This is a genomic window from Pseudoalteromonas sp. GCY (assembly GCF_016695175.1).
Classification (GTDB): domain Bacteria; phylum Pseudomonadota; class Gammaproteobacteria; order Enterobacterales; family Alteromonadaceae; genus Pseudoalteromonas.
This window is the reverse complement of record NZ_CP068023.1, coordinates 2,794,330-2,817,692: the sequence shown is the minus strand read 5'-3', so window position 1 is coordinate 2,817,692 and position 23,363 is coordinate 2,794,330. Positions and strand designations below refer to the sequence as shown.

17 protein-coding genes are annotated in these 23,363 nt (G+C 45.5%); 7 read left to right on the top strand and 10 right to left on the bottom strand.

The window, feature by feature from the left end:
- Positions 1-9: 9 nt before the first annotated feature.
- The 6 genes from JJQ94_RS17910 to JJQ94_RS17885 are packed head-to-tail and all read right to left on the bottom strand — an operon-like array spanning position 10 to position 6,649.
- The gene (locus tag JJQ94_RS17910) at positions 10-759 is read right to left on the bottom strand and encodes a gluconate 2-dehydrogenase subunit 3 family protein (protein ID WP_099029348.1); all 750 of its coding nucleotides are present in this window, start codon (positions 757-759) and stop codon (positions 10-12) included.
- A complete protein-coding gene (locus tag JJQ94_RS17905; protein WP_099029347.1) occupies positions 759-2,438 on the bottom strand; it encodes a GMC family oxidoreductase in 1,680 nt (559 codons plus the stop codon). Before JJQ94_RS17905 ends, JJQ94_RS17910 begins: the two co-directional genes overlap by 1 nt.
- Before the next feature lie 2 nt (positions 2,439-2,440).
- Positions 2,441-3,136 carry a 3-keto-disaccharide hydrolase gene (locus JJQ94_RS17900; protein ID WP_099029346.1) on the bottom strand — a complete coding sequence of 232 codons (696 nt, stop codon included), beginning with the start codon at positions 3,134-3,136 and terminating at the stop codon, positions 2,441-2,443.
- A 57-nt stretch (positions 3,137-3,193) separates the two neighbouring features.
- On the bottom strand, positions 3,194-4,411 hold the full coding sequence (locus JJQ94_RS17895; protein ID WP_010371078.1) for an MFS transporter: 1,218 nt from the start codon (positions 4,409-4,411) through the stop codon (positions 3,194-3,196).
- A 14-nt stretch (positions 4,412-4,425) separates the two neighbouring features.
- Positions 4,426-5,481, bottom strand: coding sequence for a sugar phosphate isomerase/epimerase family protein (locus tag JJQ94_RS17890; protein WP_010606700.1), 1,056 nt, complete (start codon positions 5,479-5,481; stop codon positions 4,426-4,428).
- 7 nt (positions 5,482-5,488) lie between these two features.
- Positions 5,489-6,649: a Gfo/Idh/MocA family protein gene (locus JJQ94_RS17885; protein WP_099029345.1), complete on the bottom strand. Its 1,161-nt coding sequence runs from the start codon at positions 6,647-6,649 to the stop codon at positions 5,489-5,491.
- A 157-nt stretch (positions 6,650-6,806) separates the two neighbouring features.
- Between JJQ94_RS17885 and JJQ94_RS17880 the strand changes: the two genes are divergently transcribed.
- The gene (locus tag JJQ94_RS17880) at positions 6,807-7,541 is read left to right on the top strand and encodes an AraC family transcriptional regulator (RefSeq protein WP_069018568.1); all 735 of its coding nucleotides are present in this window, start codon (positions 6,807-6,809) and stop codon (positions 7,539-7,541) included.
- On the opposite strand, the gene JJQ94_RS17875 is transcribed toward JJQ94_RS17880, so the two are convergent.
- On the bottom strand, positions 7,521-8,381 hold the full coding sequence (locus tag JJQ94_RS17875; protein ID WP_099029344.1) for a BadF/BadG/BcrA/BcrD ATPase family protein: 861 nt from the start codon (positions 8,379-8,381) through the stop codon (positions 7,521-7,523). The two genes, JJQ94_RS17880 and JJQ94_RS17875, sit on opposite strands and share 21 nt — an antisense overlap.
- Positions 8,378-9,124, bottom strand: coding sequence for a copper homeostasis protein CutC (locus JJQ94_RS17870; protein WP_099029343.1), 747 nt, complete (start codon positions 9,122-9,124; stop codon positions 8,378-8,380). Before JJQ94_RS17870 ends, JJQ94_RS17875 begins: the two co-directional genes overlap by 4 nt.
- Positions 9,125-9,508: 384 nt before the next feature.
- On the opposite strand from JJQ94_RS17870, the gene JJQ94_RS17865 reads away from it, so the two are divergent.
- Together JJQ94_RS17865 and JJQ94_RS17860 are read left to right on the top strand one after the other, a co-directional pair.
- Positions 9,509-12,493: a TonB-dependent receptor gene (locus JJQ94_RS17865; protein ID WP_099029342.1), complete on the top strand. Its 2,985-nt coding sequence runs from the start codon at positions 9,509-9,511 to the stop codon at positions 12,491-12,493.
- Between the two features lie 144 nt (positions 12,494-12,637).
- Positions 12,638-15,478 carry a discoidin domain-containing protein gene (locus JJQ94_RS17860; protein WP_099029341.1) on the top strand — a complete coding sequence of 947 codons (2,841 nt, stop codon included), beginning with the start codon at positions 12,638-12,640 and terminating at the stop codon, positions 15,476-15,478.
- 94 nt (positions 15,479-15,572) lie between these two features.
- Here the strand turns inward: JJQ94_RS17860 and pheA are convergent, their stop codons facing one another.
- Positions 15,573-16,727 carry a prephenate dehydratase gene (pheA, locus tag JJQ94_RS17855; protein ID WP_099029340.1) on the bottom strand — a complete coding sequence of 385 codons (1,155 nt, stop codon included), beginning with the start codon at positions 16,725-16,727 and terminating at the stop codon, positions 15,573-15,575.
- 371 nt (positions 16,728-17,098) lie between these two features.
- Here pheA and JJQ94_RS17850 point away from each other — a divergent pair, with 371 nt between their 5' ends.
- Positions 17,099-20,062 carry a bifunctional diguanylate cyclase/phosphodiesterase gene (locus JJQ94_RS17850; protein WP_099029339.1) on the top strand — a complete coding sequence of 988 codons (2,964 nt, stop codon included), beginning with the start codon at positions 17,099-17,101 and terminating at the stop codon, positions 20,060-20,062.
- Between the two features lie 40 nt (positions 20,063-20,102).
- On the opposite strand, the gene JJQ94_RS17845 is transcribed toward JJQ94_RS17850, so the two are convergent.
- The gene (locus JJQ94_RS17845; protein ID WP_099029338.1) at positions 20,103-20,432 is read right to left on the bottom strand and encodes a stress response translation initiation inhibitor YciH; all 330 of its coding nucleotides are present in this window, start codon (positions 20,430-20,432) and stop codon (positions 20,103-20,105) included.
- A 143-nt stretch (positions 20,433-20,575) separates the two neighbouring features.
- Here JJQ94_RS17845 and JJQ94_RS17840 point away from each other — a divergent pair, with 143 nt between their 5' ends.
- From JJQ94_RS17840 to JJQ94_RS17830, 3 genes are all read left to right on the top strand, one after another.
- Positions 20,576-20,881: an STAS domain-containing protein gene (locus JJQ94_RS17840; RefSeq protein WP_010371095.1), complete on the top strand. Its 306-nt coding sequence runs from the start codon at positions 20,576-20,578 to the stop codon at positions 20,879-20,881.
- Between the two features lie 21 nt (positions 20,882-20,902).
- Positions 20,903-22,561, top strand: a complete 1,659-nt coding sequence (locus JJQ94_RS17835) for a SpoIIE family protein phosphatase (RefSeq protein ID WP_099029337.1) — start codon at positions 20,903-20,905, stop codon at positions 22,559-22,561.
- 128 nt (positions 22,562-22,689) lie between these two features.
- A complete protein-coding gene (locus JJQ94_RS17830) occupies positions 22,690-23,355 on the top strand; it encodes a GAF domain-containing protein (protein WP_099029336.1) in 666 nt (221 codons plus the stop codon).
- Positions 23,356-23,363 lie beyond the last annotated feature (8 nt).

The following is a 23,363-nucleotide window of genomic DNA, read 5'->3' as shown; positions in this document are numbered from 1 at the left end:
ACTCAAGGGTTAGTCGCGGTACGCATACTGGCTTAGCCCAAGCTCTGCGAGTACGCCATCTAGATGCGCCTTGGCTTCAGCAGTAGGCCCAGGGTAATCACCTGCAATTGGTACATTGCCCAGATAGCCTATGTCTTGACAGCCCTCAGGTGTGCAAAAGTAAGCGCCGAGAACGAGATCTTTAAAGCGCAAGAATGCTTTACCTATACGCTGAAATTGCTCTGGTGTTTGCGCATTAAAATAAGCAATATCATCCATAATTTTTCTTTGCTGCGTTGCGCTAAGTTGTAAAAATGGCTTTTTAAAGCGCAAAGTCGACTCATCGTCAATCCAAGCAAGTGCATGGAGTATTGTCACTCTGTCTTTTTGTTGTCCGTGATACGGTGCGCTTACCCACTCATCGATCACACTCGGTACTTGTACTTCGGAAGCTGAAGGGTGATTTCCTTCCTTTGGCACAATAAAATCAGCTAGTACTGCAACTAACGTGAGCTGCGCTTCAGTAAGCGTGAGCGGCCAAGGTGACTCTGGTGGCATGATCATGTTTGGATCAGTTCCATACCCTTGAGCGCTAACTGGCTTTATTTCAACATCTGGCCAGTGCCCAGCAGCAGCCGTTTCACCTTCAATGGCCTTGCTGCATCCAGCGGTGAGTGTCACCGCAGACCCTGCAGCAAGCAGGCCTAACCATTTTAATGACTCGCGACGTGTCATACCTGAAATATATTTATAAGAATCAACGCGGACAGGTGTATTCATCACAGCGCTCCTTTATCAATTTGTGCCGCCAACCAGGTGGAGTTTCGCATCGCTAAGGTCATAATGGTTAAGGTGCAATTTTTATGGGGGTTAGACGCAAAGACACCAGCATCCATCACAAATAGATTGTCACAGTCCCATGTTTGCCCCCACTGATTCGTTACCGACTCTTTTGGTGAGCTGCCCATTCTTGTCGTGCCGACCTCATGAATGATCTCACCGCCTTTTGAAATCGCTTTGTCCGCAGGCGGTAGCTCGCCGACTTTGGCACCCATGTTCTCAAGGATCTGCTTAGCGGTTTTGAGACCATGCTCGATTTGCTTGAGCTCTCTGTCGGACCATTTGAAATGGAACTTAGCAACCGGGATCCCCCATTTATCTTTGACGTTTTCGTCAATTTCCATGTAAGAATCTTTGTTCGGTAGCATTTCTCCACGCAGTGCAAAGCCCACATAGGAGCCGTAAGCATCGCGTATTTGTTGTTTTAACTCAGGGCCATAACCTTGTTTATTGCCAGACACGCCAGAGCCCGGTTGATTAAAGCCGCTGCTAATTTCAAAGTGATAGCCGCGCGGGAAATTAAGCTCACCTTTCTCATGGGCTTTGTGTCCCCACCAAGGAATAAAAAGGTGGTTACCGGTATGGCCGTCTTCGTTATAACGCGGGCGACCTTTTAACGCAGGGATTTGTGCACCAAGCCAAGCGCCGGTAGAGTCCATTAGATTGCGACCTACCTGACCACTTGAGTTTGCAAGTCCCTTGGGATGCTTTGCGTGTTTGGAGTTAAGCAGAATACGTGCAGATTCACAGGCGCTGGCCGCCAAAATCACCACATCTGCATTGACTGCATGTTCTTGCGCAGACTTTTTATCGACGTAAGTCACACCAGTTACTTTACCATCTTCATTCACCGCGACCGATTTCACCATGGCATCGGTGATCACTTCAAGGTTTCCTGTCGCTTTGGCCATCGGAATAAGCGAGGTTGTGGTTTGGAATGCCGCGCCTATTGAACAACCGTGGCCACAAGGCGTGGCGTAAAAACACGCTAAGCGGTCATCCTTATTACGAGTCAGCACAGCTCTGTGCATAGGAACCGCTGGGATCCCCATTTTTTTCGCAGCCGCAGCAACCAATAATTCAGGCACTCTTGGTGTCGGTGGTGGCTGTAACACGCCAGGCGCAGAAGGGGGCATGTCATCCAAGCCGGTATTGGTACCACAGATCCCGACTATTTCTTCTGTTTTATCATACCAAGGCGCAATGTCTTGATATTCAAACGGCCAATCAGCGCCATGTCCATCGCGGCTTTTGCCCTTAAAGTCGTGCTCACTAAAACGCAGCGAGTAGCGACCCCAGTGATTGGTGCGGCCACCGAGCATACGTGCACGCCACCAATAAAAATCGGTGTTTTCAGCGCGTGTGTATGGTTCATCTGGCACTTGCCAACCGCCATCAATTGTTGCGTCGTAAAAACCAAAGTTCTTATCCTTATTGCCAGCGCCCATGAGTGGGGCTTCACTATTACGGCGGAACATCGGGCTTTCTGTTTTTGGGTCGTAATTTCTACCAGCTTCTAACAATAAAACTTTGTGGCCTAGCTTGGTGAGTGTATAAGCGGCCATTGCGCCACCAGCACCTGAGCCAACGACCAATACTTTATGATCAAATGTTGCCATGGTTACAGCTCCTTGATCTTAATGTTTTTAAACCAGACTTTGTCGCCGTGATCTTGCAGGCCGATGTGGCCTTTTTTACCTTCAGCAAACCCTTGCCATGTTGCAAATTTACTATTCTTGACCAAAGCATTCCAAGTAGTGCTGCCAATCACGATACTCGTCGTGCTTACACCATTTTGCCAAACTTGTAGGTGGCTATCTTGTAGCTTAATGCGAACTTGGTTCCAAGCTTCGGCAGGTTTATGTGCCGTACTTGGTGCTGCGAACAGGTCATAAATAGAACCTGCAAGGTGAGAGTCTATTTTATTGTCTGGGTGTTCTTTGTTATCTAGAATTTGGATTTCTGGGGCGTGGGAGTAAATTGCACCGCCTTTTTCATCCGCCAATACAAAGATCCCACTGTTACCTTTTTTAGAAATCTTCCAATCGAGCTGGAGCTCAAAATTCTGATACTGTTTTTTGGTCAGAATATCGCCGCCACCACCTTGGGTAAGCGTCATCGCGCCGTCCTCAACTTGCCACTGGCTATTTAGGCCGTCACTTTTAAAGTTGCGCCATTGCGACATATCTTTGCCATCGAATAGCAGTTGCCATCCAGCTTGTTGTTCTTGCGGGCTCAATTGGTTGTCAGTCGTACTAGCGCAAGCCGTACAACTAACGGCCAATGCCAGCGTTAGCATTTTTATAGAGTTGAGCATATTGGAACCTCGTCTGTTCACTTTTTATTTGTTGCTACTTAATTAAGCGAATTGGTATTACGCGTATTTCTCAACGCGTTTATTTTTATTGATATAAAGGTAAAGGCCGATAAAAGCGGCAATGAGAATAGCTGGGAATAACAGGATATTTTCAAGCACCGCTTGACCTGCAACTAGTTCTGATTGCTGCGCGGTTAAGTTTGCTGCTTGGGCTTCGAGTCGCGCCGAATCAATCCAACTACCAATTACTGGATTCCACATGCTGACAGCGAACATACCCGCGCCGCCCATTAAAGACATACCAAGTGCGCCTGTTTTTGGGGTGTATTCAGCAACGCAGCCCAGCATGGTTGGCCAAAAATAAGTGACACCCAAGGCAAATAATATTGCAGCCAAGTAGATTGCCGACCCTTGTGCTTGGCTCATCATGAAAATACCCGCGGTTGCCAATACTGCAGAGCCGAGTAACACGCCTGTTGGGTTAAAGCGGTGGACTATTGGGCCGGCAAAGAAGCGACCTAATGCCATCAAGCCTGTGATCAGTGCGAGGATCATCATAGGAGAGGCGCCTGACGCTCCCAGTATGCGTTCAATCCACTGTTGTGTACCAAGTTCAGTTGTTGCTGTTAAGGTCATACAGCAAATTAAAAATAGGTAGAGCGGAGAAAACAGGTGCTTGAGATTGCTGGTGGTAGAATGATCTGTGCGGTCAAATTCAGGAAACTGTGACTTGATCATCATCGCACCGTAAATCAGCGTTGGAATTAGTATCAAAGCAACTTGCCATTGCCAATTAAAGCCCGATGCAGTCATGGCATTCGATGCCAGTGCACCAATCACAATGCCGCCAGGAAACCAGACATGGAATCGGTTGAGCATGGTCGTGGTGTTTTTCGGATACATTTCGGCAATCAGTGGATTACAGCCAGCTTCCACTGAACCATTCGCAAAGCCGATTAAAAACGTCGAGATCAGCAGTAACCAAAAACCATCAGCGGTAATGGTTAAAACCAACCCGGCAAAGTGGCAAATAAAGGCGAGGGCAACTAACTTTTTGGCGCCAATGGCGTTGTAGATTGCACCACCTAACATGGTTGCGACGGGAAAGCCCAGAAATGCCATGGCGTTAACCCAACCAAGTTCTGTATCTGAGAGTCCAAACTGCTCACCTAATTGCCCCAAAATACCTGCGCGAATAGCGAACGTCATTGATGTGACGACCAGTGCAAGGCAACAGAGCTGAAACACGGTCCGATTATGATTATTATTATTCATGGTCGTAGTCCTGTTTATTTTATGCCGAGGATTTGATTATTGCGTTCGGTATCGGTGCTACTTCCTGCAAAATCATCGAAGGCTTTTTCGGTTGGTCTGATCAAGTGCTGTTTGATAAATTCAGCGCCTTCTTTGGCCCCATCTTCAGGGTGCTTAATACAGCATTCCCATTCCAATACAGCCCAACCATCAAAACCATACTGTGTTAACTTACTAAATATTTTCTTAAAGTCGACTTGTCCGTCTCCTAATGAACGAAACCGTCCTGGCCGTTGTTGCCATCCTTGGTATCCGCCGTAAACACCGCAGCGGCCATTGGGGATAAATTCGGCATCTTTTACATGGAACGCTTTGATACGTTCATGATAGATGTCGATAAATGCCAAGTAGTCCAATTGCTGTAAGACAAAGTGACTTGGATCGTAAAGAATATTGGCTCGCGGGTGATTATTCGTCGCCGCTAAAAAGCGCTCAAAAGTCACGCCATCGTGTAGATCTTCACCTGGATGAAGCTCGTAGCAGACATCCACGCCAACCTCGTCAAAGCGGTTTAAAATAGGCAACCAGCGTTTTGCGAGCTCCTCAAATCCTTGTTCCACCAAGCCATTTGGACGTTGTGGCCACGGGTAAAAGGTATGCCAGAGCAAGGCGCCAGAAAAGCTTGCGTGACTGGTTAGCCCGAGCTTAGCACTGGCACTGGCAGCTAGCATTAGTTGCTCTGTTGCCCACTCCATACGAGCCTGAGGAGAGCCATGCACTTTTGCTGGTGCAAAGCCGTCAAACATTTGGTCATAAGCTGGGTGCACCGCCACTAATTGACCCTGCAAATGGGTTGATAGCTCTGAAATAGTAAGGCCATGCTCTGCGGCAATACCAGTGATCTCGTCGCAATAATCTTGGCTTTCAGCGGCTTTTTGCAGATCAAACAGTCGCTGTTCCCAACTTGGTAGCTGAATACCTTTATAACCTAGGCTACTTGCCCACTGGCAAATACTATTAAAATTGTTAAATGGCGCCTCGTCCGAGACAAACTGCGCGAGAAAAATAGCGGGTCCTTTAATTTGCTTCATTCTTATTTTATCCAATGGTAAAGGGGTGCCACTTAGTGTCTTTTGCACTAGCTGCTACCGCGTTTTCAATAAATGCCATGCCACGGACTGCAGCGTTAATACTTGGCACGTCAAATTCTTCGTGTTGCACATTGGGTTGCAGCTGATGTGCACGAATAAGGTTGGCGAAGTTAAGGTAGATATTTGCAAATGCTTCCAGATACCCCTCAGGGTGACCTGCTGGCACACGGGTTGCGCTAATGGCTGCCTGGCTAAGTGAGCCCACTCCTGTGCGGATCAACTGAGCTGGGGTGTTTGCCGCACGTAACCACAAACTATTAGGCTCCATTTGCGACCATTCGATACTGGCTTTGTCACCATAGATTTTTAAGGTGAGATTATTTTCTTCGCCTAGTGCTATTTGGCTTGCCATCAACACGCCCTTTGCACCGTTGCCAAAGCGCAGTAACACAGTGCCGTCATCGTCGAGTTGTCGGCCGGACACAACTGTATTTAAATCCGCACAAAGCGCCTCTATCTCCAAGCCACTCACATATTCGGCAAGGTTCGCTGCGTGTACACCGATATCGCCCATACAACAACTCACGCCAGACTTGCTTGCATCTAGTCGCCAGCTAGCTTGCTTGCTGTTTTCATCATCAGCACTTGCAAGCCATCCTTGACTGTACTCAACGACGACTTTGCGTATTTTGCCAAGTTCGCCGTTTGCAATGCGGTGGCGCGCCTCTTTCACCATCGGGTAGCCGGTATAGGTGTGTGTTAATCCGTACAAGCAATTGCTATCTTGAAGCTGTGTTTGTAGGCGTAGCGCCTCAGATAAATTGAGCGTAGCTGGCTTATCACTCAAGACGTGAAAGCCGTGTTCGATAGCGGCTGTGGCAATCGGAAAATGCAAATGGTTTGGGGTCACGATGGCAACAAAGTGGATGCGCTCCGACTCTGGTAGTTCCGCTTCTTGTTGTAAGAGTGCTTGGTAGCTGGCATAGCAACGTGCTGGGTTAAGCCCGAGTTGCTGGCCCATTGCTAGGCTTTTGTTTGATTGGGCGCTAAATGCGCCTGCAACAAGTTCAATTTGACCATCTAAACGCGCAGCTATGCGGTGCACTGCACCTATGAAAGCGCCTTCTCCACCACCGATCATGGCCATGCGGATTTTGTTATTATCCATCGTTTAGCTCCGTCGAGTTATCGAGGTAAGTTAATCTGATGTTATTGATAATAGGTAACAGAGGCGCCAAAGTGATAATAAAAATTCGGTTGACAATGCAACAAAATCGGCGTTTAAAATAAATTATTATAATTATAAAAAGGCGGTAAATAGGGCAATGGAAGAGCAAACAATATTGAATAAAGCTGGCGTAAATCAATTGATTGCAGCATTTGATCTGATCCCAGACATCCTCTTTTGGGTCAAAGACACAAAAAGTAGAATAGTGCATGCGAACCAACACTTTGTTGAACATCAGGGCTATAAAACCCTAGATCAAATCTTACTGAAAACCGATTTTGACTTTTCACCGCAACACTTGGCATTCCAATACGTTAACGATGATAAACGGGTGATGGAAGGCTTTATCGTAACGGATAGATTAGAACTTAACCAAACCGAAAATGGGGAATTGGCATGGTTTTCCACGTCAAAAAAAGTGTTACTTGACGGCGAAAATGCGATTATGGGCACTTATGGTGTTACGCGACATCTAGCGAAAACGTCAAAGGCGTTGTCTCACGTAAGAGCCATTGAAGCGCCCGTTGAATTTATTCGGGCACATTACCATCGTCATATTTGTATCGAAGAATTGGCGGAACTTGCTCACCTGTCGGTAAGCGCACTGGAGCGTAGATTTAAAAAGCATTTAGCCAAAACTCCCAATCAATTTATCAACGAAGTAAGATTGGAAAATGCCCGTAAATTATTAGTCGAGACACGCTTACCAGTATCACAAGTCGCTTATCAGTGCGGTTTTTCAGAGCCAAGTTATTTTAGCAAGCAGTTTCGTCGTTTATTTGGTGAAATCCCGTCGCAATTACGTAAGGAGTTAACGTCGAGCGAGCGTTAACGCTGCGACCTCTGGTGGTAGTGCTGGTGTCACCAGCGTATCTGCGTACTCGGCAGCTAACCATGGACGAATGGGCGTGGCAATGCCCCCAACTAACGCGACCTTCTTTGCCCCCAAGCTCTGCAAATGACGGACATAACGCTCAATAAACTGTGCCGCGCTACTTAAGATCTGCTCGGCATAGGGATCGTTTGGCGTGGCAAAAACATGTTGAGCAAACTGGGCAAAATACTGGGGGGTGGCGTTTAGCGTGAGTTTGACTAGCTGTTCGGTACTGTGGCAACTCATGGCAGCCAAAAACGACTCAATCATCAGACTGCTAGGGGAAAGTGTATCAAGCACCTCGATGGCATGCTTCACTAAACTCAAACCTATCCAACTGCCACTTGCACCATCACTGAGTAATAATCCGTGGCCACCGAACTCCCTAAATTGTCCATGAGTGACCAGACCCGCGCAAAATCCGGTGCCGAGAATGATTACACCACCATCTTCGTGTTGATGCACACCAAGGCAAGCAATGTGTGCATCGGTTGAAAATTGAAATCGTGCAAAAGGAGAGCGCCATTGTTGCATTGCCTCACAAGCCGTCGTGACATTCGCGCCGGCAAGTCCTGCAAAAGCACTGATGTTAGCAATGTCGTGGTGGGGGATTTTTGCGTTTGTCAACGCTGTCATTGTTGCGCTCAAAATCGACTCTTGGGCTTGATGTGTTGATGTTGCGATGTTTGCAGGGCCACTGGTGGCCTCGGCAAGGAGCTGTCCATGTTGATCCTCGAGGCGAACTTTACATTTCGTACCGCCACCATCAATCCCTAAAAATAGCTTCGATGCTGTCATTGTATTGCCTTTTCTGATCCAGTGAGTATTGTATTAACTAGCCTTGGGCAAACTTCATCGCCATGGTGCACGCCAGAGTGAGTATGTAGAGAGAGTGGACCAAATTCACTTAAAAGCCAAAGATCCGCTGCGTTTTTCGTGTTGACCCCTCCACCGATCACAACTTCGATTTCAGCATTAAGTCTTTTCAGTAAGGCAATGAGCTTACCAGTACCAAACGCTGCGCCTTTGCCACTTTGCCATGTATTGCCGGCGCTTAAGACCCGATCAACGCCTAACTCTAACAGCGTCTCGGTTGCCTGCTGCCAGTTTGCAGCGGCGTCAAAGGCGCGATGAAAGGTGACAGAAAGGCCTAAGGATTTAGCCGTGGCAATAAGTGCTCTACAATGGTCAGCCGCTATCTCTTGATTGTCGTCGATAAAACCAAGCGCAATACCGGTTGCGCCAGCGCAAGCAATGCCATCTATCCCTTTTTGTAACTGATATAGCATGGTGTCATCAATAAAAAAATGCGGTGCTTGGCGTAGCATCACAATACATTCGCCAAAGCTTGGTAAATACTGGGCAACTGCCGCTATCGCCGTCGGGTTTGGGGTCAAGCCACCGCAACTCAGTACACCACAGAGTTCTATCCTTGTTGCACCTGATGCAAAAGCAATTTGTGCATTTCGCTGCAACAAATGAGGATTATCGCTGCTGAGGCATATTTCCAAGTTTTTACCTGAATAGTTTGCCGAATTCATATTTCACTCTTGAAGTTGAATAATTTTAAAGTTTAAAATGCCTGGTTTTGAATATTTAATTAGTTCAATAAAAACATTTGGTTACACATGTTTGGAACGTTTTTAAATTGCCTAATATAGAAACTAATAATGAGTTTTTATGTTAATCAGACTATAAACCAAGGAAATTGAAATTGGATCTTTTTTTGACCTAAACGCCGATTTTGTCTTAGTGCAAACCGAAATTCTATTATCACTTTTTGTAGAGCGCTCCTATTCTGAACGAGTGTTTCACAAACCATTAACCCCTATAGGGAAACAAAAAAGGGTCGTCACAAAGTCATGCGTCATGGAGCAGCAAGGGACGTCGTGGCTTTACAAATTATAAAAAACTTGGAGATAGGAATGGCCAATAATAATAACAGACGCCATGTGACAGGAGGGTCACGGCAATTTAGCAAGTCTGCACTGGTCCTCGCTATGTTATCAGCTACTAACTGGGCAATGGCTGAAGAAACCGAAAAAGAGGAAGCGCAGGAAATCGAAACAATTGAGGTGCGTGGGATCCGCGCATCCATGGCCGAAAACTTGGCGATTAAGCGTTTATCAAACGCGATTGTGGATGCCATTACAGCAGAAGATATCGGTAAATTTCCCGATAAAAACGTGGCTGATTCACTGCAACGCGTACCCGGTGTGGTGATTTCTCGTAGTGGCGGGGAAGGGGAAAACGTCAGTATTCGTGGTCTTTCATCTGATCTTACTTTTACGCAGTTAAACGGCAATTTTATCGCTTCTTCTCCGGGCTCGCCGTCGCGCTCTTTTAGTTATTCTTTGTTGCCTTCTACCATGGTGCAATCGGTTGAGGTGTTTAAGTCTTCTGAGGCGCGTTTAGATGAAGGTGGGGTGGGCGGCACGGTTATTCTTCATAGCCGCAAACCGCTGGATATGGAGGCAAATTCTGGGGCGTTGAATATTGAATATACCTACGCTGATGTGACTGAAGAGTACGAGCCTAATTTTAGCGGCGTTTATTCTTGGAAGAACGAAGAAGAAACCTTTGGCTTGCTAGTTGGTTATACCAAACAAGACCGTACCAACCGCTCTTTAGGCGGTGATATGTCGGGCGGTGGCGGCTGGCGTTGGGCAACGAGTTCAGACTTGCCAGCGGCGGACACGGCGGGCAATGTAATTGCCGATAGTACACGTCGATTTGCAGCGTTAGAAGATGCTTATGGTAACGTTTATGATGGTGTTTGGGCACCGCAAGTTGCAGGTGTTGGGGTAACCAAAGAAAAACGCGAACGTCAGGGGTTACAAGCTACCATTCAATGGCGTCCAATAGATGATTTATCTTTAACATTCAATCATTTCCATTTTGAGCTTGGGCAAAATCGCACCACGTCACAAATGTGGATCCCAGAATGGAAGTACAACCCAGATTATCTTACCGGTATTACTCTAGACGAAACCGGTACGATTGTGACTGGCATGGACTTTACCAGTGGCGCTGGTGGCACTGAAGGAAATCTAGAATTTCCCTGGATCATTGGTAGCTATACCGTAGAAAAAGATACCTCGGATACCTACGACTTCGCTTTTGAATATGCTGGTGATTTATATGATTTGCGCGGTAAATTTGGTCGCACTGAGGCCAGCGGTGGCCCTTCGGAATCTTGGAGTGCGGCGTATAAAAGCGGCCAACCTGCGAGTCGCAGCGATTCCGGGCAGGTTGAAAACGCCGCCTCATTTGCTGGATGGCGATTAGGTGACAGAGTGTCGTTGTACGCCGACCCCGCTTTGCTGTCTAACCTTCAGGCTGGTATTGCCGGCGATCCCGATCCGGGTTCGACAGGTTCTAGCTTTGTCGTCAGTGACTTAGAAGAAGACTATGCTCAGTTAGACCTTGATTATCGCGTCGGGTACGGCATCGTTGATACGCTGCGTGTCGGTGCTAAATATCGTAAAGCGACACTGCACCGCGAAACCAACAACACCTTCTTCATCACTCAAGATGGGGCTGACAGAATTGCCAGTGGCGAGCTTGATCCATTCAGTCAAGGTGCCATTGATGAGGTGTCTTATCAGTGGATTGGTGGTATGCCAAAACTGGAGGATATTTTGAATGCAACGTCTGAACAAAATATCCCAGGCGGTTTTGAAGTGAATGCGATGCCAACGATCAATTGGGATAGATACCGCGAAATTGTGACCAGTGAATATGTTAAGCACACGCGCCGTGAGCCTGATTTTGTGTTCGACATAGAAGAAGAGATCATGGCCGCCTATCTACAAGCCGATTTTTCTTTTGGAGATTTTAGAGGAAACATTGGGGTACGCTATGTCGAGACTGAAACGCAGATTATGTCGTCGGATAAAATCAACTACTTTTTAGATGACATTGATGATGTCACCGAAGAGGATATTTTAGGTGATGAACGTCTTATTGACGTTGAAACCACCACCGTGCGTACCGTAACCGATTCGCAATTTTTGCCTAGCTTCAATATTGTTTGGGATGCCAGCGACAATCTTGTCATACGTGGTGCTATCGCCAAAACGATGTCTCGAGCTCCGTTCAACGACATGGGGGCGCCAGAACAGCTGACCTTTATCTCTCAAGAATGGGCAGACGACAGGCTCGAGTTTAGAGGCAACCCTGTGGAGCCAGGATGGCGTGGCTCAGGTGGTAACAAGGCGCTAAAACCATTTGAATCAGTACAGATGGATTTATCTGCGGAGTATTATTATGGCGAAGGATCTGCGGTTGGGATTGCGGTATTCAATAAAGACGTAGATAACTTTATCGTGCCCTTGATTATTACCTCAGTAAGGCCGTTTGAGGGCTTTAATAACCCTTTTACCGGTGTTGAAATTGTGCCGCCGGGTGATATTACCGTCACGCCGTTTACCACCACCGCCAATGGTACAAACGCAACCTCTCGGGGGATAGAGCTGTTTGCACAACATGCATTCGATAATGGCTTTGGTCTCAACGTTAACTACACCCTAAACGATACCAATCAGGCAGACATTAGCGTAGACGGTGAAAAGGTCGGTGAGTCTGCACTTGTCGGCAGTGCCGATAATCAATTTAACTTCTCCGCTTATTACGAGAATGACACCTTTAGTGTCAGAGCGTCATATAACCGCCGAGGAGAAACCGCTCTGGGGCTTGCGGACGGGCTCACTGTATATCAGGAACCATACCAACAAGTTGATGTAAACGCTTCTTATAACTTGATGGAAAACCTGATCCTAACCGCGTCTGTGATCAATTTAACCAAAGAAGAACCGAGAACCTTTTATGGTGAAGATTCTAAAGCGAGATTGCGCAGCAGCAGTTACACCGGGCAGCGCTACTATGCTGGGATCACCTATCGATTTTAACTTTGGCGATAAACATAAAGTAATGCAAACAGGGTGAAGTCGTATCAGCACAACGAGAAACAATATCACGGCTTATCACCTGCTTGTGGTGCGTTTATATCAGCCTAGTCACACGAGTTGGTTGATATGTAAGAAGGGATAAATATGAAAACGTTAAATAAAATAAGAAATGCGATCCCGCTCATTGCTGTTAGCAGTTTATTGGCTGCATGTGGCGGCGGGAGCGATGACCCAAAAGTTGAAGAAGTGCCAGTAACTCCCGCTGTGACGACGGCAGAAGTATCAGGTTCAGTGATAAAAGGCGCGTTGAGCCAAGCCCGCATTTCGGTGACGGCGCTCAATGGCTCTAGCATGATGATGGATGAGAACTCGGCAACCAGTCAAACGGGGGAGTTGTTTATAGAACTGACGGGTAAAGCCGGTTTTGGTATTAATTCCACCATTAAAGTGACCGCCACAACGAGTGAAGGCTCGCAGATGCGCTGCGACGCAAGTCGCTGTGGTTCTGCAGGAATTGGGGAGCAGGTAAGTGGCGAGTATATTGCTGGTGTGACTTTGGCTACCTTAAGTCATGTCGCCGTGCCGTTTGGTTCAAATGCCGATGGCAGTGCTGATGCTACCCTACAAATCAACGCCTTGACGACACTAGCAACCATGCTGGTGGAGCAGCAAATTGCTGAGGGGCGTAATGTCTCTACTCCCGAATTAATGGCATTGGCAAAAGTGGAGATGTCTGCGTTATTGCTTCGGGCCCTTGGCTGGCAAACCGGGAACACCAATGTTTTTGAGTTACCTGTGGTTAGCGCTGATCAATTAACGAATTTTGAATTAGGGGAAACTTGCACAACCTCTGACTCTGGTGAGCAAAATTGCGAGATGACGTATGTTTCCGAGAGTGTGCAAAAGCTTTCCCTATTCAATGCTGCATTTGCACAGTTTGACGAGCAAGGCTCTTTGCAGGGCGTCTTAAGCGACTCTGCTAGCAATCTTAGCGCCGCACTTGGCGGTGATGAAGTTGCACTTGAAGCGCTTCGATTGCCAATTTACAACGCGCTTCAAGCTCACCCATTAACTGCGCAGCTAGGCCTTAATGCCGATAGTATTATGGACTTAGCGCTACCATTATTTGATGAGCCGGTCTCCACGGGACCGATGCAGCAAGTCGTGACATCAGGTGCTACTATCACAGCAAGAAATGCAATTGGTGATACCGAGAGTGCAGACAAAGCATTTGATGGCGATCCGCAAACTAAATGGCTTGACCACAATGATTGGCAGGGACCACCTACTGAGGAAGCGCCGTCTTGGATCCAGGTGGATTTTCCCACTCAACAAGCAATTAGCGGTGTTTACATTACCAGTGCTAATGATGCCCCAGAGCGAGACCCTGAAAACTTCTCTTTATTAGCTTCTAACGATGAGGGAGCGAGTTGGGTTAATTTGGGTAATGTGGTTGGGGCGTCGTTTGAAGCGCGCTTTGAACGTCAAGGCTTTGTATTTGGTAATGCGCAAAAGTATACAAGCTACCGAATTGCAGTGACAAAGAACAAAAATAACGATGGCTTACTGCAAATTGGAGAAATTCAATTTGTTGGGCCGGTTTATCCGAGCGTTGACCATACTGATACTGAGACGTTTGCGGTCACGGCAAGCAACAGTATCGGTGAGGAGGAAAACCAAGATAAGGCTTTTGATAACAACCCAACCACTAAGTGGCTAGATCATAATGATTGGCAAGGCCCGCCAACTGTCGAAGCGCCTTCATGGATCCAAGTAGACTTTAATGAGGCGGTGGCAGTTAATCAGCTTGCGATAACGAGCGCCAATGATGCACCAGAGCGAGATCCTGAGAACTTTGCTTTGTTTGGCTCTAACGATAACGGGGTTACATGGCAGCGGTTGAGTAATTGGGTTGGTGAATCTTTTGAAGCGCGAGGGGAGCGCCAAAGCTTTGCGGTAGCAAATCAATTGCCATACCAAAGCTATCGTCTTGAGATAACCAAGAATAAAAATAATGATGGCCTGATGCAGCTTGCTGAGATTGAATTAATCGGCCCAGAAATCTCTGGATTAGATCATGCACAAGTACAAGGTGCGAGTTACTCGGCGCGTTTTAGTATTAGTGATTCAGAGGGCGCAGCGCAAGCATTTGATAAAAATGTTGAGACTAAATGGCTCGATCACAATGATTGGCAGGGGCCTCCCACTGTTGAAAATCCAGCTTGGGTCCAAGTTAGCTTGCCGCAAGCGCAAGCGGTAAATACTTTGTACATTACCAGCGCCAATGATGCGCCGGAGCGTGACCCTGAAAACTTCCAACTTTTAGCATCTCACGATGGGGAAGTGTGGCAAGTATTAAATACTTGGGTAGGGGAGTCGTTTGAATCGCGTTTTGAACGTCGTGCCTTTGCATTTGCTAATGGCTTGGCTTACACACATTATCGCTTGTCTATCAGTAAAAATGCGAATAATGATGGGCTAGTGCAAATAGCTGAAATTGAACTCGCTGGACCTCAGTATGCACTTGAAGATTTATCTGATTTGGCTGGAACAAGCTTTACCGCGCGTAATCGTATTGGAGATGCGGAAAGTGAACAAAAGGCGTTTGATAATGATATCGAGACAAAATGGCTAGATCACAATGAGTGGCAAGGCCCGCCAACAGAGGAGTCACCATCTTGGATCCAAGCTGATTTTACTACGCCACAAATTGTGAGTGGTTTGGCAATCACGAGTGCGAATGATGCACCAGAGCGCGATCCCGAAAACTTCCAGTTACTGGGTTCTAATGATGGCGGTGAGACGTGGACAGAAGTCGCGGTTTGGGTGGGGGAAAGCTGGGATGAGCGCTTACAACGAAGAGCGTTTACTTTTTCCAATGCTTTTGCCTATAGCAGTTATCGTCTAAATATTAGCAAAAATGCGAATAACGATGGCCTAGTACAGATCTCAGAAATTGAGCTCCTTGGTCTTAGCGGCGAATAGCCTAAGGTTAAACAAATCTCAACCAAAAAAGCCAGAATGCAATTTGCGCTCTGGCTTTTTATTTTTCTCGATGAGAGTGACTTAGTATGATTTATTACAACACATCTACTGCTTGCAAAGACTCGCTTTGGTAGCAGCCCAGTAAGCGTACAAACTGGGTATGATCTTTTAATTCTTCAAGTGCTACTTGGACTTGTGAGTCTGCAATATTGGCAAGCAAATCTACATAAAAGACTTCTTCCCAAGGGTTACCAGGTACTGGGCGTGACTCTAACTTAACCATATTTATATTGTGCTGTTTAAATACCATCAGCGCGTCAGCAAGTGAGCCTACTTGCTGTTTGGTGGCCATAATTAAGCTGGTTTTCGTTGGGATTTGAGTAGACACTTGAAGTGCTTTTCTTGCTACTACAATAAAGCGGCTATGGTTTTCGGTCTGATTCGCAAGGCCAGACTTGACCACTTCTAGACCCATATTCTTACCAGCTTGTGCAGAGCCAATCGCGGCACTGTTTCGGTGCTCTGCTGCTTGCTTTAATGCACTAGAGGTCGAGTCACAGGTTTCATGCTGAATATCCCCAAGACCTTGAATAAAACGGCTGCACTGGGCAAAAGGTTGAGGGTGCGCATAAATTTTGTCTATGGCTTGTAATTCTGTGTCTGGCAAAGCCAGGAGGCAATGCTCTACGGTATGCGTTACTTCGCCCACAATAGATACTTGCGTATGTTGCAATAAATCGAATACTTCGTTGATACTGCCTGAACTGGTATTTTCAATAGGTAAGATACCAAAGTCCGCTTGGCCTTTCTCTACCTGCTCGGTGATTTGCTCAAAGCTTTGGCAACCCATTTCTACAAGCTTACCGGGACGACGACTGAAGTATTTATGACAAGCAAGCTGGCTATAAGAGCCTTGTCCACCCAAGTAGGCAACGCGGTGTGTATCACCTACGGCATCGGGGTTTAAGTTCTTTTGCAGCATGGCTTGCTGGTTTAACACTGAGTCTTCTAAGATAGTTTGGAAAACGCTGTTTATATAAAAGGCATCAAGACCCAGAGATTTACCATAACGGATCAGTTTCTCTAGCAGTGCCTCCTCACGAGCTTCATCACGGATAGGTTTGTTGTTGGCAATCTTATATTCCAGCACGCCATGACTAATGCGACGTCGCTTTGCCAGTAAAATCAGTAATTCTGAATCTATCTCATTGATGTCATGCCTAAGGGCATCTAATGTATTTTGTGTCATAGGTCCTCACTCCCATTTAGCCAAAAAAAAAGCCTCCCGAAGTTGGGAGGCTTAGCTATTCTTTTTCACTCGCGAACAGTCAAGCCTCTTCACCTAAAGAAGCTAAAAAAGAAATATGTGTTGCTGTTGCGTGCGATGAAATTCATTTATTCAAACCTTACTTTGAAACTGAATACATTATTAGCATAGAACTAAACGAGAAAACAAGTACTACTTTGGACGTATGGGCAAAAACCTAAGTTATTTGGCAGATATGTGCCCAATCTCAGTGAGTTAAGTACGTTAATCAAACGTAACTTATTGGCGAGTCGAAAAATATTCTGGTATATTCAGGCAACACCACCACTGTAAATAAAAGAATAGGTTAACTTGTGGGCAATCGTCGTCCCCCATCAAGATATGGTGCAAGCTCTTTAAGTGTAAAGCTGTCGATGTTGATTTCGGCCGTCTGTTTGATCGCGGGCGTTTTTGCTGCGGCATTGATGCTAAAATCTGAAGAAAAGCAGTTGATCTATGAAGAGTATGATGAGCTCAAGCGTTTTAGTGCGCAGGTGAACAATCAGTTCTCAAATTACCTCGATCTTAAAGCTAACTTGGCCGAACAAGCCAATTCAGTGGTTTCCAAACACTTACTTTATGGTGTTCAAGATTTATCTGGCGCGCAAGCGAGTGTCGACAAGCGTGGCGAAAACTTAGCGAGTACAGCCAAAAATGGTCTTTCTGCAGCTATATATACTGGCGATTTAAAATTGCAGTCAGTGCAAAAGTTATTTTCTGAATCTGAATTGCTTTGGAATATTCTTGCGCCCCCACTGTTACAGGATTTCTTTAATTTTTACCTATCTACAACAGATGGCTTTGTCCGTGTTGCGCCTCCTAATGCCCTATTAGCGAAAGACCCGAGGCTGGTCAATAATCAGCTTCATAACTTGCCTGTTTTACATGCTGAACAAAACCCAACGAGGGAAGCAGTATGGTCGGGCGTGTATTTTGATAGGGTTTGGAACAAGTGGGTGGTCAGTATTTTGGTGCCTTTATACTTACATGACAAATACCTTGGGTTAACGGGTAGCGACATAGAACTGACCACCTTACTCGAAAAATTACCTAAATCTGACCATCAGCAAGGCTTCATCGTTTTTGATAAACAGGGTCGATTATTGGCAGCTCCCGGCCTGTTTAAAACCACCGCTGCGACTGGGCAGCTATTGGACCACAACAAGCTACCTGAAGACTTGAGTAAAATAGTACAAACAGCACTTATTACTAAGCTGCCAAATATCCAAGATGAATTTAGATATAAAGACAACTGGCATATTATGCACGTGACCCATATTGCCAATTTAGATTGGTACATTGGGATCTATAAGAAACGGGCGTCGGCTATCTCGGCCATTGAAGAGCTTAAAGTTAAGTTCTTTGGTTTGTTTATTCTGTATGCCATTTTTGTCGCGATATTACTGCATCAGGTTTTATATCAATTAGTACTCAAACGCATCAATGCGCTCGTTAAAGCAGTGAAGGGATTTGGTCGAGGGCAGTGGGATACGCCAACCTTGCCGCATACAGATGACGAGATAGGTCAATTGAACGCCTCATTTAACGACATGAGTGTTGAGATAAAACAGCTTGTAAATGGCCTAAATCAACGCATTACAGAAAAAGAAATCGCTGAAAAGGCGGCAAACCGTTTGTCAAAAGCCGTGGCTTTCTCTGGTACCGGCGTTGTATTGACCAATGAGCATTTTCAAATTGAGTACGTCAATCCAAAAATGCAGGAAATGACGGGCTATGATGAACAGCATTTTATTGGTTCTCCGCTTTTGAGTATTATTTCAAAAGACATGGCAATTCTCATTGATGATATCGATATTGACTTGCGCAGCCGCAATCACTGGCGCGGGGATACCATGTTGGCGGGTAACAGAGAGGCACCTATTTGGGTCAGTTTGAGTGTGTCGCCGATCCGTGAAGAAGGCGGCGCAATTTCAAGTTATGTCGCCTCAGCCCAAGATATTTCGTTTGTAAAAGAAAGCCAGCGTAAAATGGAAGAATTGGCTTACTTTGATACCTTAACTGGCCTTGCCAACCGAACGTTTTTCAGGATGCAGTTACGTAAATCCATGGCGCTTGCCGAGCGTGGTCATTACGCCTTTGCTCTATTTTACTTTGACTTAGATGAGTTTAAACGCATCAATGATACCTTGGGACATGACGCGGGTGACCGCTTATTGCTTGAAGTCGCGACGAGATTGAAAAAGCGGCTCCGTGCAGAAGATACCATTGCCAGATTGGGTGGGGATGAGTTTGCGGTGTTACTGAGTGGCATCAATGAGCGAGAAAATGCCATGGAAGTTGCCAATATCATTCAAAAGACACTGGCAGAACCAATAAAATTGGGTAATAACGAAGTGATCGTCAGTGCAAGTATTGGTATTACGATGGCTCCGTTTGACAGTAAAGAAGAAGAGCAGCTGCTTAAACATGCAGATTTAGCAATGTATCAGGCTAAAGCAAAAGGGCGGAACACTTACCATTTCTATAGCCAAGATTTAGACGAAGCCGCCAACGAGCGCCTATATATAGAAAGCGAGCTGCGTATAGCAATTAAAGCGCAACAATTTACCTTGCATTATCAACCACAAGTGAACAGTGAAAGTGGTGAGGTTGTAGGCTACGAAGCGCTTATTCGTTGGTTCCACCCAAGCGAAGGAACCATTCCACCAAGTAAGTTTATTCCAATTGCTGAAGCGACAGGCTTAATCGTAGAGCTTGGCGCATGGGTGTTAGAAGAAGCGTGTCATTTTTCTCGTCGTTTAAAAGCTGCGGGCAAGATTGCCAACATATCCATCAACCTTTCTGCGAGACAGTTTAAAGACGCACAATTGATCAGTACGCTGTCAGATATTATTGAAAGAACTGAGATGGAGCCAACTCTACTGCACCTTGAGCTTACCGAGAGCATGCTGATGGGAGATGTGGAAGCGGCAATTATACAACTTAGAGATATCAAAGCGCTTGGCGTTTCACTGTCTATTGATGACTTTGGTACAGGCTATTCGTCTTTAAGTTATATTAAACGTTTCCCTGTTGATATACTTAAAATCGACCGCTCCTTTGTAAAAGATATTCCTGAAGATCCGAATGATATGGAAATCACCGCTGCGATCATAGCGATGGCACAAAAATTAAATTTGCAGGTTATTGCTGAAGGGGTGGAAACTGAGGCTCAGATGACGTTCTTGGCGAAAAATAACTGCTATATTGTACAAGGTTATTACTACAGCCCGCCGCTAAGTGAAGCCGAGATTTTGAGGTTTGCCCCAGCAGTATAGCGGCTCAGCCCCAAAGCTTGGGGCTGAAAATAATAAGATCCTAGCCGCCTGCTATTTTTACTTTGAAGCCTTGGCCTTCTAATAATTGCTTAAGCTTTTCTCTGTCATCGCCTTGAATTTCAATAACGCCTTCTTTAACTGCTCCACCTTGACCCATTTTAGATTTAAGCGTTTTTGCCAATTTTTTTAGATCATGCTGTTCACTATCGATGCCGACGACAAGCATAACGCCTTTGCCTTTGCGCCCTTTAGTTTGTCTTTCAATACGAACGGCGCTGTCTTTAAAAACTTTTCCCTGAACTTCTTGTTTTGGTTCTTTGGTGTCAATACGGCCTACATCTGTGGAGTACACAAGTCTTGATTCTGACATTAATTCTGGTCCTCTTGCGGGTTCTTTGCAGAGATCATAGCAAAAAGCAGATTAGATGTTTTTTATTTTTTGCTAAATGATTTTTAAGCGTTATATTTAAATTGGTGAGGGGAAACAAATCAAAATAATTTAGGAGCTTAATGATGAGCTTGAGTAAAAATGCTTCTGCTGACGGTAAGACACTGACTATTCAAATTAGGGGCAAGTTTGACTTTAATTTGGTGCAGTCGTTTCGTCAGGCGTATGCTGAGGTGAATGATCAAACCGAAAAGGTTGTTGTTGACCTGCGTGAAACCGACTATATGGACAGCTCCGCTTTGGGTATGCTGTTAAATATGAAAAAAACGCTGGGAAGCTCAGTTTCTAGCATTCAAATTAGTAATTGTCGCCCACAACTTAAGAAAATCCTCCAGATCTCTCGTTTTGATAAGAAGTTTGATATTGACTGATCGCCGATAGATTAGCCCCTCATGAATATCTTGGTAGTCGACGATCAGGTATTAAACTGCAAGCTGCTCAAGGCAATGCTTGAGCAACAATTTTATACCGTTTTTTGTGCGCATAATGGTCGTGATGCATTAAAAATTCTCGAAAGTCAGGACATCGACATCGTGCTGCTAGACGTTGTCATGCCCGTAATGGATGGCTTTGAGACTGCCCCCAAAATAAAGCAATATGCGGGCGACGTATATCTCCCTATCATCTTTATCACCGCACTTGAAGATCAAAGTAGCTTTGAAAAATGTCTCGCTGTAGGGGGCGATGACTTTATTCATAAGCCGTTTGATAAAGTCATTTTATCGGCCAAAATCAAAGCGCATGCAAGGACACGTAGGCTCAGTCAGCAAAGCAACGAGCAACGCCGACAACTGGAATATCACTATAACCAGATAGAGCGAGAGCACGAGATTGTTGAGCACATCTTTAGTAATGCGCTTGCACAACAATCCGAATATCCAGAGATTTGTGAATACCACTTGTCACCCGCGTCAATGTTTAATGGCGATATGTTTTTAATGGCCAAGAGTCCAATGGGTGGCTTTTATTGTTTACTGGGTGATTTTACCGGTCATGGTTTAGCAGCTGCAGTCGGCGCGCTTCCCGCATCGCGCATTTTCTATACTATGGTTCAAAAGGGGATGGCGGTTAGTGATATAGCCGTTGAGCTTAATACTGCCCTTAATGAGTTATTGCCAGGGCACATGTTTTGCGCTGCAGCAATTATCGAGTTGAGCAGCTCAGGGAAAAGTGTTTCTGCTTGGCTTGGCGGTTTGCCAGATCTATATCTGATTGACCAAAATGGCAGTCTTATTAAAACCATCGAGAGCCAACATATGGCGCTTGGCATTTTAGAAGTCGATGAGTTTGAACGTAATCTGCTGCATTTTGAAGTCAGCCCCGACCAACGCCTCGTAATGGCGACAGACGGTATCATCGAATCTGAGTCTGAGCGGGGTGAAATGTATGGCGAACGACGGTTAAAGCGCTTGCTGGCGAGTAGAAAGCATATTTCCACGGATCAAATTATCTCTGAAGTTCGCGAGTTTTCTGGTAATACGGAGCAACAAGATGACTTAAGTATCGCGATTATTAATTGCGTTGCCAGCGAGTCAATCGTTTCTGCGCCAAACCACTATTCAAGTTTGCCGTTTAATATTTCGTTATCTTTAGATGCCAAGCAGATGAAAACCACAGATCCGGTACTTGAGCTGGTGGATTTGCTTAGTGAGGTTGACGGTATTTCGGCGCATCGCTCTAATATATTTTTACTACTTTCTGAGGCCTACAATAATTCTTTAGACCACGGTGTGCTGGGGCTAGACTCAGAAATTAAAAATAAAGAAGATGGCTTTTTTGAATTCTACAGCTTGCGAGAGAGTGTTTTGAAGGAGCTAAAAGAAGCGCTCATTATTATTTCAGTGCGCTATAGCCCTGAAGAGCTAAAGCTATACTTCAATATTTGTGATTCAGGTAATGGTTTTGAATCAAGTGAGCGTGCCAAAGCGCAACAAGAGCATAGTCACGGCCGAGGTGTAAGCTTACTTAATGAAATTGCCCAAAGCGTTAGCTACAACGGCGCTGGAAATGAAGTTGAAATGGTTTATTCACTCACCTCTAAATCGGTATAAATTCCACTCAAGCGTATTTCACTTCTGCTTTAGATTTACTATTTACTCGTATTGCTCTATGTACCTGTTTTTTAGTGTTGGCAAGGTATAAAGAGCGTGGTAAAGTTGCGTTAACTTTAGATGTTTAGATGGCTAAAATGTCAGATTATATTTCATTGAGTGGATTATCTATCTCCCGCGAATTGTTTTTGCTGCAATTAGAAAAATTAGATGCTTACATTGAGCAAAACTCAAGCCCTGCTGTGTGGTCATATCAGATCCCTGAGCTCGGGGAAGGAGGCGCTTGTAGCTTGTTTGGGCACCTTCAGGAAGCACCTTTTTTATTGAGTGACTACGTTGAAAAGAACACGGTGAATGAACAATCTCTTGCCAAGCTGCAAACGATAGTGTCAGCGGTCGTTGAATTTACAGCTGTTGATTGGTTTGGCATATACCAAGCAAGAGCGACAAATGAAGGGAAACAACTTCTCAAATTAGCGTATTCTGGCGCGCCGAGTAGACCGCTATTCCCAATAACGGAGGCCTTTGCCGCTACTTCAAATAATATCCAAACGGTATTGAGTGCTAAAGCTCGAGTGATTAATGACATCCCTCAATATGTCGTCAGTGGAGGAGAGTACTACACTTGCGATCCAAAGGTGAAAGCAGAAACCTGTATGCCATTATTCGATGATGCTCAAAATTGTATTGGAATTATTGATGCAGAAGCGTTTTCTGAGTCATTTTTCAACGAAGAAATTTTAGCATTGCTTGCAGCTGCATGTACGAGAATTCCTGACTATTTACCCGAATAATTATAGGA